This window comes from Pantoea sp. FN0307, from assembly GCF_050113815.1.
Taxonomy (GTDB): domain Bacteria; phylum Pseudomonadota; class Gammaproteobacteria; order Enterobacterales; family Enterobacteriaceae; genus Mixta; species Mixta alhagi.
In genome coordinates this window covers 171,088-190,965 of sequence record NZ_JBNJSO010000002.1, presented here as the reverse complement: position 1 = coordinate 190,965, position 19,878 = coordinate 171,088, and the positions used below count along the sequence as shown (strand labels likewise).

The 19,878-nt window shown below is 55.7% G+C and carries 17 protein-coding genes; 2 read left to right on the top strand and 15 right to left on the bottom strand.

Annotated elements, in window-relative coordinates; all coding sequences use genetic code 11:
• Nucleotides 1-17: 17 nt before the first annotated feature.
• Nucleotides 18-350: a biofilm peroxide resistance protein BsmA gene (gene bsmA, locus ACQE3Z_RS08350; RefSeq protein WP_426973262.1), complete on the top strand. Its 333-nt coding sequence runs from the start codon at nucleotides 18-20 to the stop codon at nucleotides 348-350.
• Here the strand turns inward: bsmA and ACQE3Z_RS08345 are convergent.
• From ACQE3Z_RS08345 to nnr, 15 genes are all read right to left on the bottom strand, one after another.
• Nucleotides 324-1,949, bottom strand: a complete 1,626-nt coding sequence (locus ACQE3Z_RS08345; RefSeq protein WP_426973261.1) for an isovaleryl-CoA dehydrogenase — start codon at nucleotides 1,947-1,949, stop codon at nucleotides 324-326. The genes bsmA and ACQE3Z_RS08345 overlap by 27 nt on opposite strands.
• Nucleotides 1,950-2,092: 143 nt before the next feature.
• Nucleotides 2,093-2,827 (bottom strand): 23S rRNA (guanosine(2251)-2'-O)-methyltransferase RlmB, encoded by a 735-nt coding sequence (gene rlmB / locus ACQE3Z_RS08340; protein ID WP_085069873.1) that lies wholly within the window; start codon nucleotides 2,825-2,827, stop codon nucleotides 2,093-2,095.
• Between the two features lie 75 nt (nucleotides 2,828-2,902).
• Complete coding sequence (gene rnr / locus ACQE3Z_RS08335; RefSeq protein ID WP_426973260.1) at nucleotides 2,903-5,335, bottom strand: ribonuclease R; 2,433 nt, start codon at nucleotides 5,333-5,335, stop codon at nucleotides 2,903-2,905.
• A 16-nt stretch (nucleotides 5,336-5,351) separates the two neighbouring features.
• On the bottom strand, nucleotides 5,352-5,798 hold the full coding sequence (gene nsrR / locus ACQE3Z_RS08330) for a nitric oxide-sensing transcriptional repressor NsrR (protein WP_426973259.1): 447 nt from the start codon (nucleotides 5,796-5,798) through the stop codon (nucleotides 5,352-5,354).
• Nucleotides 5,799-6,005: 207 nt separating this feature from the next.
• The gene (locus ACQE3Z_RS08325) at nucleotides 6,006-7,304 is read right to left on the bottom strand and encodes an adenylosuccinate synthase (RefSeq protein WP_085069870.1); all 1,299 of its coding nucleotides are present in this window, start codon (nucleotides 7,302-7,304) and stop codon (nucleotides 6,006-6,008) included.
• Nucleotides 7,305-7,460: 156 nt separating this feature from the next.
• Nucleotides 7,461-7,661, bottom strand: coding sequence for a DUF2065 domain-containing protein (locus tag ACQE3Z_RS08320; RefSeq protein WP_085069869.1), 201 nt, complete (start codon nucleotides 7,659-7,661; stop codon nucleotides 7,461-7,463).
• A 228-nt stretch (nucleotides 7,662-7,889) separates the two neighbouring features.
• Nucleotides 7,890-8,897 carry a protease modulator HflC gene (gene hflC / locus ACQE3Z_RS08315; RefSeq protein ID WP_250650964.1) on the bottom strand — a complete coding sequence of 336 codons (1,008 nt, stop codon included), beginning with the start codon at nucleotides 8,895-8,897 and terminating at the stop codon, nucleotides 7,890-7,892.
• A 3-nt stretch (nucleotides 8,898-8,900) separates the two neighbouring features.
• The gene (hflK, locus tag ACQE3Z_RS08310) at nucleotides 8,901-10,139 is read right to left on the bottom strand and encodes an FtsH protease activity modulator HflK (RefSeq protein WP_250650965.1); all 1,239 of its coding nucleotides are present in this window, start codon (nucleotides 10,137-10,139) and stop codon (nucleotides 8,901-8,903) included.
• 68 nt (nucleotides 10,140-10,207) lie between these two features.
• Nucleotides 10,208-11,488, bottom strand: a complete 1,281-nt coding sequence (hflX, locus tag ACQE3Z_RS08305; protein WP_426973256.1) for a ribosome rescue GTPase HflX — start codon at nucleotides 11,486-11,488, stop codon at nucleotides 10,208-10,210.
• Between the two features lie 80 nt (nucleotides 11,489-11,568).
• Entirely contained in the window at nucleotides 11,569-11,880 is a 312-nt protein-coding gene (gene hfq, locus ACQE3Z_RS08300; RefSeq protein WP_103059170.1) for an RNA chaperone Hfq, read from the bottom strand.
• Between the two features lie 102 nt (nucleotides 11,881-11,982).
• Nucleotides 11,983-12,933, bottom strand: coding sequence for a tRNA (adenosine(37)-N6)-dimethylallyltransferase MiaA (miaA, locus tag ACQE3Z_RS08295; protein WP_426973254.1), 951 nt, complete (start codon nucleotides 12,931-12,933; stop codon nucleotides 11,983-11,985).
• Nucleotides 12,926-14,866 carry a DNA mismatch repair endonuclease MutL gene (gene mutL / locus ACQE3Z_RS08290; protein ID WP_426973253.1) on the bottom strand — a complete coding sequence of 647 codons (1,941 nt, stop codon included), beginning with the start codon at nucleotides 14,864-14,866 and terminating at the stop codon, nucleotides 12,926-12,928. Before mutL ends, miaA begins: the two co-directional genes overlap by 8 nt.
• 85 nt (nucleotides 14,867-14,951) lie before the next feature.
• Nucleotides 14,952-16,607 (bottom strand): N-acetylmuramoyl-L-alanine amidase AmiB, encoded by a 1,656-nt coding sequence (amiB, locus tag ACQE3Z_RS08285; RefSeq protein ID WP_426973251.1) that lies wholly within the window; start codon nucleotides 16,605-16,607, stop codon nucleotides 14,952-14,954.
• Nucleotides 16,607-17,083: a tRNA (adenosine(37)-N6)-threonylcarbamoyltransferase complex ATPase subunit type 1 TsaE gene (tsaE, locus tag ACQE3Z_RS08280; RefSeq protein WP_426973249.1), complete on the bottom strand. Its 477-nt coding sequence runs from the start codon at nucleotides 17,081-17,083 to the stop codon at nucleotides 16,607-16,609. Before tsaE ends, amiB begins: the two co-directional genes overlap by 1 nt.
• Entirely contained in the window at nucleotides 17,080-18,603 is a 1,524-nt protein-coding gene (nnr, locus tag ACQE3Z_RS08275; protein WP_426973248.1) for a bifunctional ADP-dependent NAD(P)H-hydrate dehydratase/NAD(P)H-hydrate epimerase, read from the bottom strand. The genes tsaE and nnr overlap by 4 nt, the downstream gene beginning before the upstream one ends.
• On the opposite strand from nnr, the gene queG reads away from it, so the two are divergent.
• On the top strand, nucleotides 18,602-19,741 hold the full coding sequence (gene queG / locus ACQE3Z_RS08270; protein WP_250650971.1) for a tRNA epoxyqueuosine(34) reductase QueG: 1,140 nt from the start codon (nucleotides 18,602-18,604) through the stop codon (nucleotides 19,739-19,741). The two genes, nnr and queG, sit on opposite strands and share 2 nt — an antisense overlap.
• The last annotated feature ends 137 nt before the right edge of the window (nucleotides 19,742-19,878 follow it).

The following is a 19,878-nucleotide window of genomic DNA, read 5'->3' as shown; positions in this document are numbered from 1 at the left end:
ACCGTGAGGAGTTTACGATGCGTTACTGGCCTTTACTGCTGTTAACTCTGACCTTAAGCGCCTGCAGTACGCTGCGTTCGACGCCGGAAGCGCCGCCGCCGCCGTTGCCGCAGGCCCAAGAGATTCACCGGGCGCAGACCGCTAACCTGCCAAGGCTGGGCAGCATTACCAGCACTACGCGCGGCTCGCCGGACGATGCCCAGCGCGAAATTGCGCGAAAGGCCAATCAGGCTGGCGCCACCTATTATCAGATAGTGGCGCTCAGCGAAACGGTGATGCCGGGAATGTGGTACGCCTCAGCGGTGCTGTATGGCCCGGCGGGCTCATCCACCGCTGGCACGCAGCAATAAACGTTCGCCAACAGCGTTTGCAACAGATACCGCGCCGCGCGTATCTAAAAAGTGCTGACACCAGGCATCCGCCAACGGCGGTTCCAGGGTGGTCAAAAGCTGTTGGCCAGTCGCTAATAACACCAGCTGACTGGTTATCGCGCGCGCCTGCGCCTCCTGCGGCTTCCGCAGCCGCAGTTTGAGCTGACGCCAGCAGCTATCGAAATGGCGGTTAAGGCCTTTAACCTCATCAAACTGAGCAGCCAGCATCTCTGTTACCGCTGGCTGCTTTCTCAACACCCGCAGCACATCCAGACACATAACATTACCTGCGCCTTCCCAGATGCTGTTTACCGGCGCTTCGCGATAAAGACGCGGTAGCTCACTCTCTTCGCAATAGCCGATGCCGCCTAATATCTCCATCGCCTGAGCGATGAAAGGCGTCGCGTTTTTGCACACTGCAAACTTCGCGGCAGGCGTAAACAGACGCACATAAGCACGCTGCTGTTCATCCGCCGGTTGCGAAAAGGCATGAGCGATACGCATTAACAGGGCGGTCTGCCCTTCCAGCTGCAGCGCCTGCTGACAGAGCTGCTGACGCATCAGCGGTTGCTCAACCAGCGTTTTTCCCATCATCTGACGCTGATGCGCATGATAGAGCGCCACTGAGAAGGCGCGCCGCATCAGGCTATGGCTGCCCAGCGCACAGTCGAAACGGGTATAGCCGCCCATTCTTAAAATTTGACGCACGCCGTCGCCTTCGTCGCCTAACAGCCAGCCTGTTGCGCCGTCAAACTCTACTTCACTGCTGGCGTTAGAGCGATTGCCCAACTTATCTTTCAGGCGTTCAATGCGTACCGCGTTGCGCGTACCGTCCGGCAGCAGGCGCGGCAAGAAAAAACAGCTGATGCCGCCCGGCGCCTGCGCCAGCACCAGATGCGCATCACTCTGCGGCACAGAAAAGAACCATTTATGGCCGGTAAGACGATAACTCTCGCCGTTACCGCGCGCTGCAACAGGTTCTGCGCGCGTGGTATTGCTCAGGACATCGGTACCGCCCTGCTTTTCCGTCATGCCCATGCCGATCAGCAGCCCGCGCTTTTGCGGCGCAGCGTGGAGGTGTGCATCGTAACGATCGCTTAATAACGGCGGCAGCCAGTCGGCAAACAGGGACGGCAGGCTGGTCTGCAACAGCGGCGTCGCGCCAAAAGTCATGGTAACAGGGCAAAGCGTGCCAGCTTCTACCTGCCCGTGCAGGATAAAACGCGCAGCGCGGGCCACAAACGCGCCTGAGCGCGCCCCGGCCTGCCAGGGCAGGTTATGCACGCGGTTAGCGCACAGCCCCTGCATCAACAGGTGCCAGGCAGGATGAAAGCGTAAATCATCCAGCCGTTCGCCGCGCGCGTCGTAGCGCAGCAGCTCAGGGGGAAAAGCGTTAGCCAGCCTTCCCAGCTCCAGCGACTCGCTGCTGCCAAGCTGCTGCCCTACCGATGCCAGCAGATCCTGGTCCCAGTTCGCACCAAAGCGCGCCACGGCTTCACGCAGCGGCGTATCGGAAAGAAACAGGTTGCTATTGCTGAGTGGGCGAGGCTGATTAAAAACGGTATGGGTAACGGACATAAGCGGGAATCTCCATGCGGAAAGCCCGATGAGCCAGCGGCCAGGGCTTTGAATTATCCAGCAGTAGAGTCATTATGCAGAAAGCCGCAGAAGATGCCCGTAACAGAGAGGATATTCGGGGCGCTCATCACGCCCCGCAGCGATCAGCCGCGACGCTGACGTACCGCTTCAAACAGGCAAATGCCGGTCGCTACCGAAACGTTCAGTGAAGAGACGCTGCCCGCCATAGGCAGTTTGATCAGATCATCACAGTGCTCACGCGTCAGACGGCGCATGCCTTCGCCTTCCGCGCCCATCACCAGTGCCAGCGGACCGGTCATTTTGCTTTCCCATATTTCATGGGTCGCTTCGCCTGCAGTGCCGACAATCCAGACATGATACTCCTGCAGCAGACGCATGGTGCGCGCCAGGTTGGTCACCCGAATCAGCGGGACATTCTCCGCCGCGCCGCTGGCAACTTTTTTCGCCGTGGCGTTCAGCGCAGCAGAACGATCTTTCGGTACGATAACCGCATGCACGCCAGCGGCATCCGCACTGCGCAGGCAGGCACCAAGGTTATGCGGATCGGTGACGCCATCCAGGATCAACAGCAGCGGCGATTCAATCGACGCCAGCAGATCCGGCAGATCGCCTTCCTGATACTGCCTTCCTGGTTTTACCTGCGCCACGATACCCTGATGCACAGCGCCTTCTGATTTACTGTCGAGCCACTGGCGCGTAGCAACCTGAATCACGATCCCCTGCGCTTCCAGCGCAGTAATCAGCGACTGCAGACGACGATCGTCACGGCCTTTCAGGATCCAGACCTGCTGGAAACGTTGCGGATCGCGCTCTAAAAGCGCCTGTACGGCGTGAATGCCGAAAACTACTTCACTCATATGTTATCCGATGCTGGTTACGGGCGGCCCTGCCGCCCTTTGGCCTGCGGCGCGACAGGGATTGCCTGTTACCGCTTATGCCTCTTTTTTCTTCGATGCACGCTTAGCTTTGGTTGCGGCGGCGATTTTACGCGTTTTTTCCGACGGTTTTTTCGCTTTTTTCTCGCCTTTTGGCTTCGCAGGTTTTTTGTCGCCACGGAACGCTGCATCCGGCTCGAAATTCGCGGTTTTCCGCATTTCGCGGCGGCGCTTGTTATGGCTGCCGGAAGCGCCTTTCTTCGCCTTCTCACGCGCGGTTTTGCCTTCGCCGCGCGGGCTGCGCTGGCTGGAGATCAGCGCAAAGTCGATTTTACGCTCGTCCATATGCACCGCCTCAACGCGTACTTCTACGGTATCGCCGAGACGATAAGTGCGTCCGCCAGATTCGCCAATCAGGCGCTGCCCTACCGCATCAAAGCGGTAATAGTCGTTATCCAGCGTCGACACATGCACCAGCCCATCGATAAACAGATCGTTCAGACGGACAAAGAAGCCAAAGCCGGTTACGCTGGCAATCACGCCGGTAAAGGTGTTGCCCACCTGATCCTGCATAAAGTCACACTTCAGCCAGTCAGCGACGTCACGCGTGGCTTCATCAGCACGGCGTTCGGTTAAGGAGCAGTGCAGGCCCAGCTGCAGCATCTGCTGCATTTCATAGTGATAGCCGCCGGTCGGCGTGCTGTTGCCCTGCAGCGTGCCCTGCTGTTGCGCCAGCAGATACTTAATCGCCCGATGCAGCAGCAGATCGGGATAGCGGCGGATCGGTGACGTAAAGTGCGCATAGGAGGCGAGCGCCAGGCCGAAGTGACCACGGTTTTCCGGATCGTAAACCGCCTGCTTCATGGAGCGCAGCAGCATGGTTTGCAGCATTTCGTGATCGGGACGGTCAGCGATGGTTTCCAGCAGTTCGGCATAGTCCAGCGGCTGCGGCTTGTTGCCGCCAGGCAGCGACAGGCCCAGTTCGGCCAGCACCGAGCGGAAGCTTTTGATGCTCTCATCGCTGGGACGATCGTGATCGCGGAACAGCGCAGGCTCGTTATGCTTCTCAACGAAACGTGCCGAGGCGATGTTGGCGAGGATCATGCACTCTTCAATCAGCTTATGGGCATCGTTACGTACGGTGCGCTCCACGCGCTCAATACGGCGTTCGGCGTTGAAAATAAATTTCGCTTCGTCCGTTTCGAAAGAGATGCCGCCGCGCTGCTCACGCGCTTTTTCCAGCACTTCATACATACGGTGCAGCTCTTCGAGATGACCCACCAGCGGCGCATACTGTTCACGCAGCTCCGGATTGCCCTGCAAAATCGACCAGACTTTGGTGTAGGTCAGACGCGCATGGGAATTCATCACCGCTTCATAGTGCTTATAGCCGGTCAGCTTACCGCTGGAGGAGATGGTCATTTCGCAGACCATGCAGAGACGATCTACCTGCGGGTTCAGAGAACAGAGGCCGTTAGAGAGCACTTCCGGCAGCATCGGGACGACCTGCGACGGGAAATAAACCGAGGTGCCGCGATTATGCGCTTCGTTGTCCAGCGGCGTGCCGGGGCGCACGTAATAGCTGACGTCTGCAATCGCAACCCATAAACGCCAGCCGCCGCCACGTTTTTTCTCGCAGTAAACCGCATCATCAAAGTCGCGGGCATCTTCACCGTCGATGGTTACCAGCGGCAGCTGGCGTAAATCCACGCGGCCCTGCTTCGCCTCTTCCGGCACCTCTTCACGCAGTTTAGCGACCTGCTCTTCTACCTCTGCCGGCCAGACGTGCGGGATTTCATGCGTACGCAGCGCCATATCCACCGCCAGCCCGGTGCCCATATTGTCACCCAGCACTTCGGTAATCTTGCCAATGGCTTTGGTACGACGCGTTGAGCGCTGCACCAGCTCGACCACTACCACCGAGCCCATACGCGCATTCATGATCTCTTCCGGCGGGATCAAAATATCGAAGCTCAGACGACTGTCATCCGGTACCACAAAGCCCACGCCAGCTTCGGTAAAATAGCGGCCAACAATCTGGCTGTTACGCGGCTCAAGCACACGGACCACACGAGCCTCACGGCGGCCTTTACGATCGGCACCCAGCGGCTGCGCCAGGATAACGTCGCCGTGCATGCAGAACTTCATCTGTTCAGCGGAGAGATAGAGATCATCTTTTTGCCCTTCCACGCGCAGGAAGCCGTAGCCATCGCGATGACCCATTACTTTACCGCGCAGCAGATCCAGGCGTTCAGGCAGCACATAACATTGACGACGAGTGAACACCAGTTGCCCGTCACGCTCCATGGCACGCAGTCGGCGGCGCAGCGCTTCAAGCTGCTCTTCACCGCTAATGTTCATTTCAACAGCCAACTCTTCCCGGCTGGCAGGTTTTTCACGTTTTTCTAAATGGGCGAGGATAAATTCGCGGCTGGGAATAGGGTTTTCATATTTTTCAGCTTCTCTTTCCTGAAAAGGATCTTTTGACATAGCGGTTCCTCCGTTGTCAGTAGCCGGTTAGCGTGGGGATCCCAGGCTCCGGCAATAAAATTTTATAAAGCGGATGGTTATCCTTCACCAGATCGGCCAACGTGTAGTTGTCCAGCTCACGCAAAAATTGTTCGGTGGCGGTTTTCAACGCCTGACGTAGACGGCAGGCGGAAGTGATAGCGCAAGCATCACAGTTCACCAGCTGTAGTGGCTCCATTTGCCGAACAACATGCCCAATAACAATCTCTGATGCCGGTTTTCCGAGGCGAATGCCACCGTTTTTGCCACGAACGGCAGCCACATAGCCCAGACGACTCAGTTGGTTAATGATTTTGACCATATGGTTGCGCGACACGCCGTAAGTGTCGGTAACCTGGGTAATATTCGTCATCTGCCCGGCGGGTAAAGACGCCATGTAAATCAGCGCACGCAGGCCAAAATCGGTAAAGCTCGTCAGTTGCACAATAACCTCGGTGAATTTCCGGTGAATTTCATCCGTTTAGCATAATTATTATCTAATGATGATAAACCAGCCCATAAGATTAAGGGCATTTTTTTAAGCAAGCCGGATTTCAGGAAAAAGCGGTAAGCAAAAGGATGGGAATAAAGCGCGGTGCGTCTGCAGTAAGTCAGAAGATAAAGGCCGGAGCGTGTCCGGCCTTTTACATAATCAGGCGTCAAATGGATGGCGCAGGATCATGGTTTCGCTGCGGTCCGGGCCGGTAGAGATGATATCAACCGGTACGCCCGTCAGTTCTTCAACACGCTTGATGTAATCACGTGCGGTTTGCGGCAGCGCATCAACGGACTTCGCGCCAAACGTGCTTTCGCTCCAGCCTGGCAGGGTTTCATAGATCGGCTCAATGCCTTCCCAACCTTCTGCAGCCAGCGGTGTCGTGGTCACTTCACGTCCATCCGGCATACGATAGCCAATGCAGATTTTAACCTCTTTCAGCCCGTCCAGCACATCCAGTTTGGTCATGCAGAAGCCAGACAGCGAGTTAATCTGCACCGCACGGCGCACGGCAACGATATCCAGCCAGCCGGTACGACGACGACGCCCGGTGGTGGCACCAAACTCATTGCCTTTTTCACACAGGAACTCGCCGGTTTCATCAAACAGCTCGGTCGGGAACGGACCGGCGCCAACGCGGGTTGAGTAGGCTTTGATAATACCCAGCACATAATCAACGTAACGCGGGCCAATACCAGAGCCGGTAGCTACGCCGCCTGCGGTGGTATTAGAGGAAGTCACGTACGGGTAGGTGCCGTGATCGATATCCAACAGCGTACCCTGAGCGCCTTCAAACATGATCAGGTCGCCACGCTTGCGCGCATTATCCAGCAGATCGGAGACATCAACAACCATGCTGGTCAGAATATCAGCGACTTCCATGACATCTTTCAACACGGTGTCATAGTCGACCGCATCTGTTTTGTAGTAGTGAACCAGCTGGAAGTTGTAGAAATCAACGATCTCTTTCAGCTTCACGGCGAAGGTTTCTTTGTTAAACAGATCGCCTACGCGCAGGCCACGGCGGGCAACTTTATCTTCATAAGCGGGGCCGATGCCGCGTCCGGTGGTGCCGATCGCCTTCGCGCCACGCGCTTTTTCACGCGCCACATCCATCGCAACATGATATTGCAGAATCAACGGGCAAGCTTCAGAAATTAACAGACGTTCACGTACCGGGACGCCGCGTTCTTCCAGACCTTTCATCTCTTTCATCAGCGCAGCCGGAGACAGCACTACACCGTTGCCGATGATGCTGGTGACGTTTTCACGCAGGATGCCAGAAGGAATTAAGTGGAGAACGGTTTTTTCACCGTTGATGACAAGCGTATGACCCGCATTATGGCCGCCTTGATAGCGCACAACGTATTTAGCGCGCTCTGTCAGAAGGTCAACAATCTTACCTTTGCCTTCGTCACCCCATTGGGTGCCCAGTACGACAACGTTCTTACCCATTTTTTTGAAACCACCGATTGCTTAAAAAAGGATTCTACCACCATGATTTTCCACTTTCAGCACTTTTAGCATACGATTGCGCAGTTTTTTACGGCTGATTTCACCAGGCGTTCCCTGCCATTTTGCCTCTGTGAAAAGCCTTTCCTGGATATGGCATTAACTGCCGCCGTGAACACTCAACATGTAGTAAACCACCGCGCCAGCCACCACAATCCCACCGCCAAAGCGATGCAGCAGACGATCCGGTAATTGTGCCATGGCCAGGATCATACGCCGCCAGACACGCGGCCACAGCATTGGCCCAAGGCCTTCTAATACCAGCACTAACGCCAGCGCCATCCAAATGGTTGTATTCATTATTTCTCAGTAGCAAACGGGCAGAAGCAGGCGATTATGCACACGGATACAGAATCAGTAAATACGGGGTTAGCTGAAGCGGATGTAAAAAGAGTGACGGGATATATCATGACGTCATCTGTTGAATTTATCAGGCTAAACAGGGGGGATCACGTTGTGCGATAAAGAAGCGGGAGCCGAAAAAGAGGCAAAAAAAGAGCCGACAGGCTGTCGGCTCTTTTCACGGGTTTAGCGTGTTGCGGCACCAGAAGGCGATTTCATATAACGGAAGAAATCACTGTCCGGGCTTAACACCATCACATCCTGATTGTTATTGAAGCTCTTCTCATAGGCGCGCAGGCTACGAATAAAGGCGTAGAAATCGGGATCCTGACTAAACGCATCGGCATACAGCTTAGCCGTTTCGGCATCGCCTTCACCACGTGTGATTAAAGCTTCACGCTGCGCTTCTGCCAGAGTGCGGGTGACCTGATAGTCCGCCTGAGCACGCAATTTTTCTGCCTCTTCCTGACCTTGCGAACGCTGACTACGCGCTACCGCTTCACGCTCAGCGCGCATACGGTTGTAAATCGCATCGGAAACCTCAGTTGGCAGGTTGATCTGCTTAATGCGCACATCAACCACCTCAATACCCAACGCAGCCATACTGTTCGGGTTAATTGCCGGTCCGCTGCTGTTGGTTTCACGCTCTACGCGCGCTGCCGCACTGGCAATAGCATCATCCGCTGCCGGGGTCTGGACTTCATCATCACGTCCGGCGCTACCGGTGTTCAGCGCATCGCGTACGTCAGTGGTCAGGCGTCCACGGGAATCGGTCACAATGTCTTTAACATCAAGACGGCCCATTTCTGAACGCAGACGGTCACTGAATTTACGCTTCAGCAGCACTTCGGCCTGTGAAATATCACCGCCGCCGGTTGCCAGGTAGTAACGGCTAAAGTCGCTGATGCGCCATTTGATATAAGAATCCACAATCAGATCCTTTTTCTCTTTGGTCACAAAGCGATCGGCCTGGTTATTCATGGTCTGGATACGTGCGTCGAGCGTCTTCACCGACTCCAGGAACGGAATTTTGAAATGCAGGCCCGGTTCAAAAACCTGCGGCTTGTTTTCATCATCACGCAGAACTTTGCCGAAACGCAGCACGATTCCACGTTGACCTTCCTGAACCACAAACAATGACGCGTAAAGCACCACCAGCACAACGATAATTAATACGATTAATGGCTTACGCATCGCTTACTCTCTCCCTTCGCGCTGGGTGTCATTGCGCTGTGCGTTAGCACGGCGGCTTTGCATAATGTCATCCTGTGAGAAGGACGAACCGCTGTTGGCGCGATCGTTGCTGCCGGTCGCCGGCGGCAGACGCATCAGGCTGCTACTCTCCTGGCTGCCAGCGGCATTGGTTGAACCCGCGCCCCGCATCAGTTGATCCAGCGGCAACACCATCAGATTATTGTTGTTGCTGTTTACCAAAACCTTACGTGTACCGCTCAGCACGCGCTCCATGGTTTCGATATACAAACGTTCTTTGGTAATTTCCGGTGCGGCTTTGTATTCCGGCAGAATTTTAGCGAAGCGCGCGACTTCACCCTGAGCCTCTAACACGGTGCGGGATTTATACGCGCGTGCCTCTTCCAGAATACGCTGCGCCTGACCGTTAGCGCGCGGCTGAACTTCATTCGCATAGGCTTCTGCTTCGCGAACGTACTGCTCGCGGTTTTCACGGGCGGCAATCGCATCATCAAACGCGGCCTTCACTTCTTCTGGCGGACGCGCCGCCTGGAAGTTTACGTCCAGCACGGTAATACCCATGTCGTAAGGACGAATGGTCTCATCGATTTCGCGCTGCGTTTCGCTACGCACCACGGTACGTCCTTCAGTCAAAATACGATCCATGCTGGAGCGGCCGATAACGCCACGTAGCGCGCTGTCGGTGGCCTGACGCAGGCTGTCATCAGCACTGGTGACCGCAAACAGATAGCGCTCCGGATCGGTCACGCGATACTGCACGTTCATCTCGACGCGCACCACGTTTTCGTCCGACGTCAGCATCACGCCAGAAGCAGCCAGTTCACGTACCGCTTCAACGTTAACGGCACGAACCTGATCGATAAAGGTCGGTTTCCAGTTCAGGCCCGGCTCAACCAGATGGCTAAACTGACCAAAGCGCGTCACCACACCTCGCTCCGCTTCTTTGATGGTATAGAAGCCGCTTGCGGCCCAGATAACCACGGCCGCTACGGCCACAATACCAACCAGCTTACCGCCGTTACCTGAGCTGCGCGAGCTATCGCCGCCCTTGTTGCCGCCACCCAGACCGCCAAGCTTTTTGCTCAGCTTACGGAAGATATCGTCGAGATCGGGAGGTCCCTGATCGCGTCCTCCTTTATTACCCCCAGAGTTGCCGCCTTTATTATTGCTGCTTCCCCACGGGTCGCGGTCTTGTCCGTTATTCCCGGGCTGATTCCACGCCATGTTTATACTCCATTTATTGTGTGTGCGGTGGTATCCCAGTCCGGGATACGCCTCTCAGGCAACATCATTCAAACAATATAATCCACCAGCGTCGGTTCCTGTTTGCACAGGCGGCGCCAGTCAACAATGGGCATGCGTATCATCATACTTACGCTGCCATCCTCTTCATTCCATTCTTTCTCAATCGCCTGCAGCTGATAAAAACGGCTACGCAGACGTCCCAGTTCAGGAGGCAAACGCAGCTGCTGCTGTACGATTTCACCAGAGAGCCGTTCGGTTAGCGCCTGAAACAGCAGCGGCAAACCTACGCCCGTTTGGGCAGAGAGCCAGACCCGAACCGGTTGGTTTTCATCGTTGCGATCGATGCGCGGCTCAAAGCCGTCCAGCATATCGATCTTGTTCATTACCTGCAGTACGGGAATATCGTCGGCTTCGATCTCTTCCAGCACCGCCTCTACCGCTTCGATATTTTCATCGAGCCGGACATCGGCAGCGTCGATAACATGCAGCAGTAGCGTTGCTTCGCGCGTTTCCTGCAGCGTCGCTTTAAAGGCTGCGACCAGGTCATGCGGCAGATGACGGATAAAGCCTACCGTATCGGCCAGAACCACCTCGCCCACATCCGCGACGTCGATACGGCGCAGCGTTGGATCGAGAGTAGCAAATAGCTGGTCGGCGGCATAAACATTCGCAGAGGTGACGCTATTAAACAGCGTGGATTTTCCGGCGTTGGTATAGCCCACCAACGAAACCGTTGGAATATCCGCTTTGGCACGTGCCTGACGCCCCTGTTCACGCTGTTTTTCTACGCGTTCCAGGCGCGACAAAATCTGACTGATACGATTACGCAGCAACCGGCGGTCAGTTTCTAATTGGGTTTCACCCGGTCCGCGCAGGCCTATCCCCCCTTTTTGACGCTCAAGGTGGGTCCAGCCACGTACCAGACGCGTAGCGAGATGGCGAAGCTGAGCCAGCTCTACCTGTAATTTACCTTCGTGAGTGCGGGCGCGCTGGGCAAAAATATCCAGAATCAATCCCGTGCGGTCCAGCACACGGCATTCGCATAGACGCTCAAGATTACGTTCCTGAGCGGGTGACAAAGCATGATCGAACAGCACCACTGATGCTCCGGTCTCTTTCACCGCTTCAGCGATTTCGACAGCTTTACCTTCACCGACAAAATATTTGGGATGTGGCGCTTTGCGGCTACCGGTTATCACGCGCAGCGCTTCGACGCCTGAGGAAGAGACCAGCGTTTCAAATTCTTGCAGGTCTTCCGTCTCTTTGTCTTGCGAGAACCAGATGTGTACCAGTACGGCCTGCTCACCGGCATCATAACGGTCAAACAAGCTTAAACCTCTCTAATAGATTGACCAAAACGGGGAAGGTCATTAATGCATTCCCCGTTTTGGCAGAACGATGAAAAGGCTTACTCAGCGCTGTCACCGTCTTGCTGTTGTGGCTGCGATTGCGCTGCCTGATTATTGCCGCCGTGATGATAGTTGCTGCTGCCACCTGCATTGTTGCTATGATGGGAGACTGCACGGGACGGGACAACGGTGGAGATAGCGTGCTTATACACCATCTGGCTTACCGTATTCTTCAACAAAATAACAAACTGATCGAAAGACTCAATTTGACCTTGCAGTTTGATACCATTCACCAAATAAATTGAAACCGGAACACGCTCGCGACGCAGTGCGTTCAGGAACGGGTCTTGTAATGATTGCCCCTTAGCCATTCTATCTTTTCCTTATATGCTTGTTGTTTATTACTGAGAACCCTACGGCTCTAAATACTGCGTAAAAAAATTTGCGCACGATAACGGTTCAATTGTACACATTCACCCAAGGTTCGCACCAAGAACCTGTAATACCTTGCTGAGAGCCAACTCTGGATGTTCGCTGTCAAGCCAGTGAACATTCTGCCAGCCTCTAAGCCAGGTAATCTGGCGCTTCGCGAGTTGCCGGGTGGCGCAAATTCCCCGATAAACCATTTCGTCGTAATTAATGTCGCCTTCAAGGTATGACCACATCTGGCGATAGCCAACACAACGAATGGAAGGCAAATCCGTATGCAAATCTCCTCGTGCAAACAGCGCACGCGCTTCCGCTTCAAAACCTGAAGCCAGCATTTGCTCAAAACGTAACGCAATACGCTGATGCAATAATTCACGGCTCGCCGGAGCGATAGCAAACTGAACCACATCGTAAGGCAAAGCCTCACCCGCGGTTTTCGTCAGTTCCGTTAAAGTTTTACCCGAAATGAAAAAAACTTCCAGTGCTCGCGAGAGTCTCTGGGGATCATTCGGATGAATACGAGCACCAGCAACGGGATCGATGTCACATAACTGACGGTGCAGCGTGTCCCAACCCAGTTCACGCGCCGTTTGCTCAATTCGTTCGCGTACTTCCGGATCGGCCGAGGGCAACGGCGACAATCCTTCCAGTAGCGCTTTGAAATAGAGCATGGTTCCACCAACAAGCAACGGAATTCGCCCTTTTGAAACGATATCCGCCATTTCCGCCAGCGCATCACGCCGAAAGTCAGCAGCCGAGTAGGCTTCCAACGGATCGCGAATGTCCAGCAGACGATGAGGCGCCAACGTCAGCTCTTCCGCAGTTGGCTTGGCGGTGCCAATATCCATACCACGGTAAATCAGAGCAGAATCCACGCTAATCAGCTCAACCGGCAAGCGTTGACGTAGCGACATCGCTAACGCTGTCTTGCCAGAGGCCGTTGGCCCCATCAGAAAAATAGCCTTAGGCCGGCCCGCCATTTCACTTTCACTCATGCTTCAGAGCGCTTAACGCCGTTTCTGTGTCGATCGGTTGTAATAAACCTGGAGGCGGCGATTTTAATAGCGCCGGACAAAGCCGTTCGACTTCCGCCAGCAGCGCAATCGCCCGCGAGTGATTCCAGGGCGTAAGCTCTGCCTCAGCCTGTCGTGCCAGCCATTGTGCAAGCTGGCCCGAAGAAATTTCCTGCTGACGGGCGAGATAGCCTAACAGTTCTGGAATCAAGTTTTGTAAATTTTGTTGGCGCAAAGGTAAAGGCACCGCGCGCAGAGTCACATGCTGTCCATCACTTTGCAAATCAATACCAAACTGTTGCAACAATTCGGTACGCTGCTGCATCGCCTGACGCTCTGGCGCAGCCAGCTTTAGCCGCACCGGAATCAGCAGCGGCTGCGGTTTCAATCCTTCCGTTCCCGGCTCCAGCTGAGCCTGCCTTAGCCAGCGCGCCGCAACGGGCAAGGCCACCAGAGCCAGTCCGCCCTGACGCTCCACCACCGCATAGTTATCATGCAGCACGGTGAGTAGTCGTCCCAGGCTTTGGCTATGCGCGGGTAAAGGTGCCGGGCCCGCCGCAGGCGATGTGACAGGCGCGGCTTCTTCTGTGCGGGGTGCGGGCGTTTGCAACAGTTGCTGGTAAAGCGCGCCTTCGCGCTTTTGATAGCCCGGCTGCTGCTGCGGCCAGCCTGACGGGCCGCCGGCGGCGCGCGCCGTTCCGCCGCCGTGGTTCCCACGCGCAGCCTCCCCAGCCGGTTGCGCGGCGTGGTGCTCCGTCGGGGAATCAAGATGACGCGACGACAGCTGCGTTGGCGGGCGTACTGCCTCTGGCGTCGAAGGCGGGCTGGAGAAATGATTACCGCCCGCTGCCGGGCGATTCTCCGGCTGCCAGCGCGGCTGCGTCTCTGATTCTGCGGTTAACGGCAGACTTTCCGCCCCGCTTTCCTGCAAGGCGCAAATCACGCCCTGATAGATAAAATCATGTACCAGGCGTGACTGGTGGAAACGTACCTCATGCTTGGCAGGATGCACATTCACATCCACCTGATGAGGATCGATATGCAGATAGAGCACATAGGCGGGCAGGTGCTCTCCGCTTATCTTTTCCTGATAGGCCTGGCGGATCGCATGATTGATTAGCTTATCGCGCATCATGCGGCCATTTACATAACAGTACTGCAGCTCGCTGATCTGACGTGCGCCAGCCGGATCGGCAACCCAGCCGCGCAGAATTAAATCGCCATGCTGCCATTCGATTTTCAGCGCATGTTCCATAAAGGTTGCGCCGCAGATTGCGCCCAGACGCCGTAGCTGCTGGCTCTCCTGGGTCGCCGCACGATACTGTCGCACCAGTTTACCGTTGTGCGTCAGGGAAATGGCGATATCAAAGCGTGCCAGCGCAATCCGGCGCACCACTTCATCGATATGGGTAAACTCGGTTTTCTCTGTACGCAGGAACTTGCGTCGGGCGGGCGTATTGTAGAAGAGATCGAGCACTTCCAGCGTGGTGCCGACCGGATGCGCTGCCGGTTTTACCGTTACCGTCATATCGCGCCCTTCCGCGTACGCCTGCCAGGCTTCGTTTTGATCGGCGGTGCGCGAGGTTAGCGTCAGACGTGAAACCGAGCTAATACTGGCCAGCGCCTCACCGCGAAAGCCGAGGCTCATGATCGCTTCTAAATCATCCAGCGAGGTAATTTTACTGGTGGCGTGACGCGCCAGCGCCATAGCCAGCTCTTCCTTATCGATGCCGCAGCCGTTATCACGGATGCGGATCAGCTTTGTGCCGCCTTTTTCGATATCAATATCAATGCGCGTGGCGCCAGCATCAAGGCTGTTCTCCACCAGTTCTTTCACCACCGACGCTGGACGTTCAACCACTTCACCGGCAGCAATCTGGTTAGCCAACTGAGGAGGCAGGATCTGAATGGGCATAGCGCAGTATCCTTAATCGGGCGGAAATGGCGCCAGCCTCCGTAGAGGCTGGCGAGAAACAAACGCGCGGCAAGCAAAGCTATTATCAGGAGGCGGGGATTTTCAGCGTTTGTCCCAGCATAACGTTAGTCGACTTCATATTATTGACCTGCATAATAGCCTGCGCGCTGACGCCATAGTGTACCGCGATAGCGGTCAGCGAGTCACCGCGCACCACTTTATGACGCAGCGGACCACGGTTTGCCGCTGAGCTTACCGTGCCGCTGGTCGGTACTTTAAGCCGTTGGCCTACCCAAACGCTCTGTTTTTTAAGCTTGTTCAGCTGCGTCAGGGTGCTCATCGAAACGCCATAGTGCGCCGCAATACCAGACAACGTCTCGCCACGCTTTACCACATGACGCTTCACCGGGCCGCTATAGCTTAGCGAGGAGCGGCTGCTGTTCGCTTCTGCTTCAACCGCCGTTGAGGACACCAACGGTCGGTTTTCCTGCTTTGGGACAGATTGTAACGGATGCGCCAGGAAATAATTACGCAGGCCACGGTAAATCGACCTGGCAATCTTCTCCTGATACGCACTGCTGCCCAGCAGACGTTCCTCCGAAGGGTTACTGATAAAGCCCGTCTCAACCAGCAGTGACGGAATATCCGGCGAGCGCAGTACACCAAGGCTGGCATGCTCAGGTCGGCGTTTATGCAGCGCCCCTACCTGCTGTAGCTGTTGAATCACTTTGGTCGCCGCATCGTAACCCACGCGCTGCGAATGACCGAACTGCAGATCCAGCACCGCCTGGCTCAGATAGGGATCTGCCTGGCTGTTGGCCAGCAAATCGCCCGCTCCGCCCAACAATTCCGACTGTTTCTCATGCTGCTCCAGCCAGTTGGCCATTTCGCTGTTCGCTCGTCGGTTTGACAGCACCCAAACTGAAGCGCCGCGTGCGCTGCGGTTCGGTGCGGCATCCGCGTGAATGGATACCAGCAGATTGGCGTTTTGCTTACGCGCCACATCGGAACGCCCCATAACCGAGATAAAATAGTCGCCATCGCGGGTTAACACGCCCTTAAACATCGGATCGTCATTAAGCATCGCTTTTAGCTTACGGGCGATAGCGATAGTGACGTTTTTCTCTTTCAGGCCGTTCATGCCAATCGCGCCCGGATCCTGACCGCCATGTCCGGCATCAATGGCGACAATCACCGTATCACTGGCAACGCTGTTGCTCCGGCCCGGCGAAACCCGACTGTTGGTGTTGGACACCGCCGTCACTTTATTGCCGTCAAAGGGATTATGCGCCGGTGCGGTTGGCTGAGGGCGAGAGCGTGGGGCGCTGCTGACCGGCGCAGGCGTAACGGCGGCTGGCTTGCCGGTAATGGTAAATACCACTTTATAATTATTGCCGTCGCGCTGCGTGGATGCGCGGGTTTTGCCGCGCTGCGTCAATTCAAATACCAACCGAATGCTCTGGTTATCTTTGGGCTGGCTGGTGCGGATACGCTTGACCAGGTTATCGCCGCTAAAATTAAGCGGCAAACCTTTGATCACGCCGGACTGACGAATATCCAGCACCACGCGATCCGGGTTATGCAGCGGGAAAAAGCCGTAGACTGGCTGCCCGTTAAAGCTAAGGGTTATCGTGGCCTGAGTGTTACCGTTTGATACCTGAATATCGGACAGGTTAGCTGCCAGCGTGGTACAGGATAACAGGCACAGCAGCATCAACAGCATAACCTTGATGCGTGCCATTATGCGGAATCCTTATGGTTTAACACCTGTGAAATCAGGCGTTCTCCCAGCGGTGAATGCGCCACCAGCGCCGCCTCGCGCGCCTGATTAACGTAGCTTAACGTCAAAGAGAGATCGGGTTCAGGCAGCACGCCCGCGCCCTGCTGCGGCCACTCCACCAGACAGATGGCATCGCCTGCAAAATAGTCGCGAATGCCCATAAACTCCAGTTCTTCCGGATCGGCCAGGCGATAGAGATCGAAATGATAAACCGGCCGGGCAAGCTGCTGATAAGGCTCAACCAGCGTATAGGTAGGGCTTTTGACATTACCCTGATGACCTGACGCCTGTAAAAAGCCGCGACTAAAGGTGGTTTTCCCTGCCCCTAAATCGCCATAAAGATAGATGACCGCCGCGCTGTCGCAGGCGCGGGCCAGATGTGCGCCCAGAGCGAGGGTTGCCGCCTCGTCAGGCAATGCGATAACACAGGTATTCATGCTTTAATGTTTAACATCTCAGGATTAACGAATTGATACAGCTCGGAAAACAGGTCAGTGGCTAACATACCACGCGTGCCAACGCGCGCCGCCACAGCATCCGCTGCCGCTCCATGTACGACACAGCCCGCACAGGCAGCATCATACAGCGTCAAATGCTGGCCGCACAGTGCGCCAATAATGCCCGACAAAACATCGCCCATACCGCCCGAGGCCATGCCGGCATTTCCCACATCGGCAAACGCCATTTCTCCGCTCTCACTGGCAATAATGGTGCCCGCGCCTTTCAGCACCACGACACCGCCATAGCGTTTTACCAGACGCTGAGCTGCAAGTAAGCGGTCACTTTCAATTTCTTTGGTTTTCAGGTTCAGCAACCGCGCTGCTTCACCGGGGTGCGGCGTAATGATACGATTCTGACGTTTATCGGGATTGAATGCCAGCAGGTTAAGTGCGTCAGCATCCCATAGCATCGGTTTCTGAGAATTTTCTACCTGGCTGAGGGCTTTTTTACCCCACGCTTTCTGACCGAGTCCCGGTCCGATAACAATCACATCGGCCCATTCCAGCTGTTGCTGTAGCGCCTCGTCGGTTAATTCATCAACCATAATCTCCGGGCGTGCGCCAGGAATGGGAATAATATTGTCCTTGTGAGTAAGCACTCGCACTAAACCCGCGCCGGTGCGTAAAGCCGCTTCTGCGGTCATGCGAATCGCTCCTGCCGTTCCACGATCGCCGCCCACGACGAGCAGGCGTCCATGGTCGCCTTTATGGGATGTTGCACGGCGCGGCTGGAGCCAGTGGGGCAGGAATGGCGCATCGTAGCGCGCCATTGGCGCCTGCTGGCCGCTAAGCCACTCTTCCAGCCCCAGCGCGTGATAACGCAACTCACCGACATAGTCGCGCGCTTTGCCGGTAAGCAGGCCAGGCTTAAGCGCCACCAGCGCCAGCGTCATGGCGGCTTCAATCACCGCGCCCGGCGCGCTGCCATTGGTCGCGACCAGCCCGGAAGGCATATCCACAGAAAATATCGGTGCCGGATGCCGGTTCGCCTTCTCAATCAACGCATCATAAGGCACAGCGGGCGCGCGATTTAGTCCGGTACCAAGCAGCGCATCCACGATAATATCCACCTGCTCTGGCCAGATAGCATCCGCCGCATGAATTTCTCCGCCCGCCTCCAGCCAGCTCGCGCGCGCGCTTTGGGCCTCTTCCGGCAGCGGACGGCTGCTTTCGCAGGCCAGCAGCGTCACCTGGCAGCCTGCCGCCTGCGCCAGTCGCGCAATAACATAGCCATCGCCGCCGTTATTCCCCTGCCCGCATAATATTAGCCAGTGTCTGGCGTGCGGCCACCGTTGGCGAACCGTATCAAAAGCAGCGTGACCGGCGCGCAGCATCAGTTCATAAAGCGTGATCCCAAGATGATCAGCGCCTTCGGTTTCCAGCTGACGCAGCGCCTGCGCAGGCCACACGGAGTGTGGTAAACTGTGGGCGTTTTCTCTCTCAGTATGGTCAGTCATGTCACACCCTCTCGATCTTCAACAGCTTGCTCAGGATATAAAACAGTGGGGACTGTCGCTCGGCTTTCAGCAGGTCGGCATTTGCGATACCGATCTCAGCCTGGAAGAGCCGCGTCTGCAGGCCTGGCTGGATAAGCAGTATCATGGCGAGATGGAATGGATGGCGCGGCATGGCATGATGCGCGCCCGCCCGCATGAACTGCTGCCAGGCACCCTGCGCGTAATTAGCGTGCGGATGAATTATTTGCCGGCAAAAGCCGCCTTTGCCAGCACGCTAAAAAATCCCCGCCTGGGTTATGTCAGCCGCTACGCTTTAGGCCGCGACTATCACAAAGTATTACGCAATCGACTGAAAAAGCTCGGCGATTTAATACGTGAGCGCTGCGAAACGGTTAATTTTCGCCCGTTTGTTGATTCAGCGCCAATTCTGGAACGCCCGCTGGCGGCCAAAGCAGGTCTCGGCTGGACAGGTAAGCACTCACTTATACTTAACCGCGAAGCGGGCTCCTGGTTTTTCCTTGGCGAGCTGCTGATCGATTTGCCGCTGCCGGTCGATCGCCCTCAGCAAGAACAGTGTGGCCGCTGCGTCGCCTGTATCACCACTTGCCCAACCGGTGCGATTGTTGAACCTTATGTGGTGGATGCGCGCCGCTGCATCTCTTACCTGACAATTGAGCTGGAAGGTGCGATCCCGGAGGCGTTTCGCCCACTTATCGGCAATCGTATTTACGGCTGCGATGATTGCCAGCTGATTTGTCCGTGGAATCGTTTCGGTCAGTTAAGCGATGAGGATGACTTTAGCCCGCGCGCCGCGTTGCATGCGCCACCGTTAACCGAGCTTTTTGCCTGGGATGAGGCGAAATTTTTACGTGTTACGGAAGGCTCGGCAATTCGCCGTATCGGACATTTACGCTGGCTGCGTAATATCGCCGTCGCGCTGGGCAATGCGCCCTGGGATACGGAAAATATCGCGGCGCTTTCCAGCCGTCTGGGCGAAAATCCCATGCTGGATGAGCATATTCACTGGGCGCTGGAGCAGCAAAAGATTAAACGGGCAGAAAACGCTATTGAGGTGCAGCGACCACAGCAAAAACGTCTGGTGCGCGCCATTGAAAAGGGATTGCCGCGTGATGCATAACTGCTTATATAATCACCCGCGCTAAGCGCAATGACTTTTCCACAAGCTGTGTATAAAAATAAAAAGTCGTTGTCATTCAACTGAAACAAGAAGCGCAAGCGGCCAGCATAACAAATTGAAATATTATCATATTCATA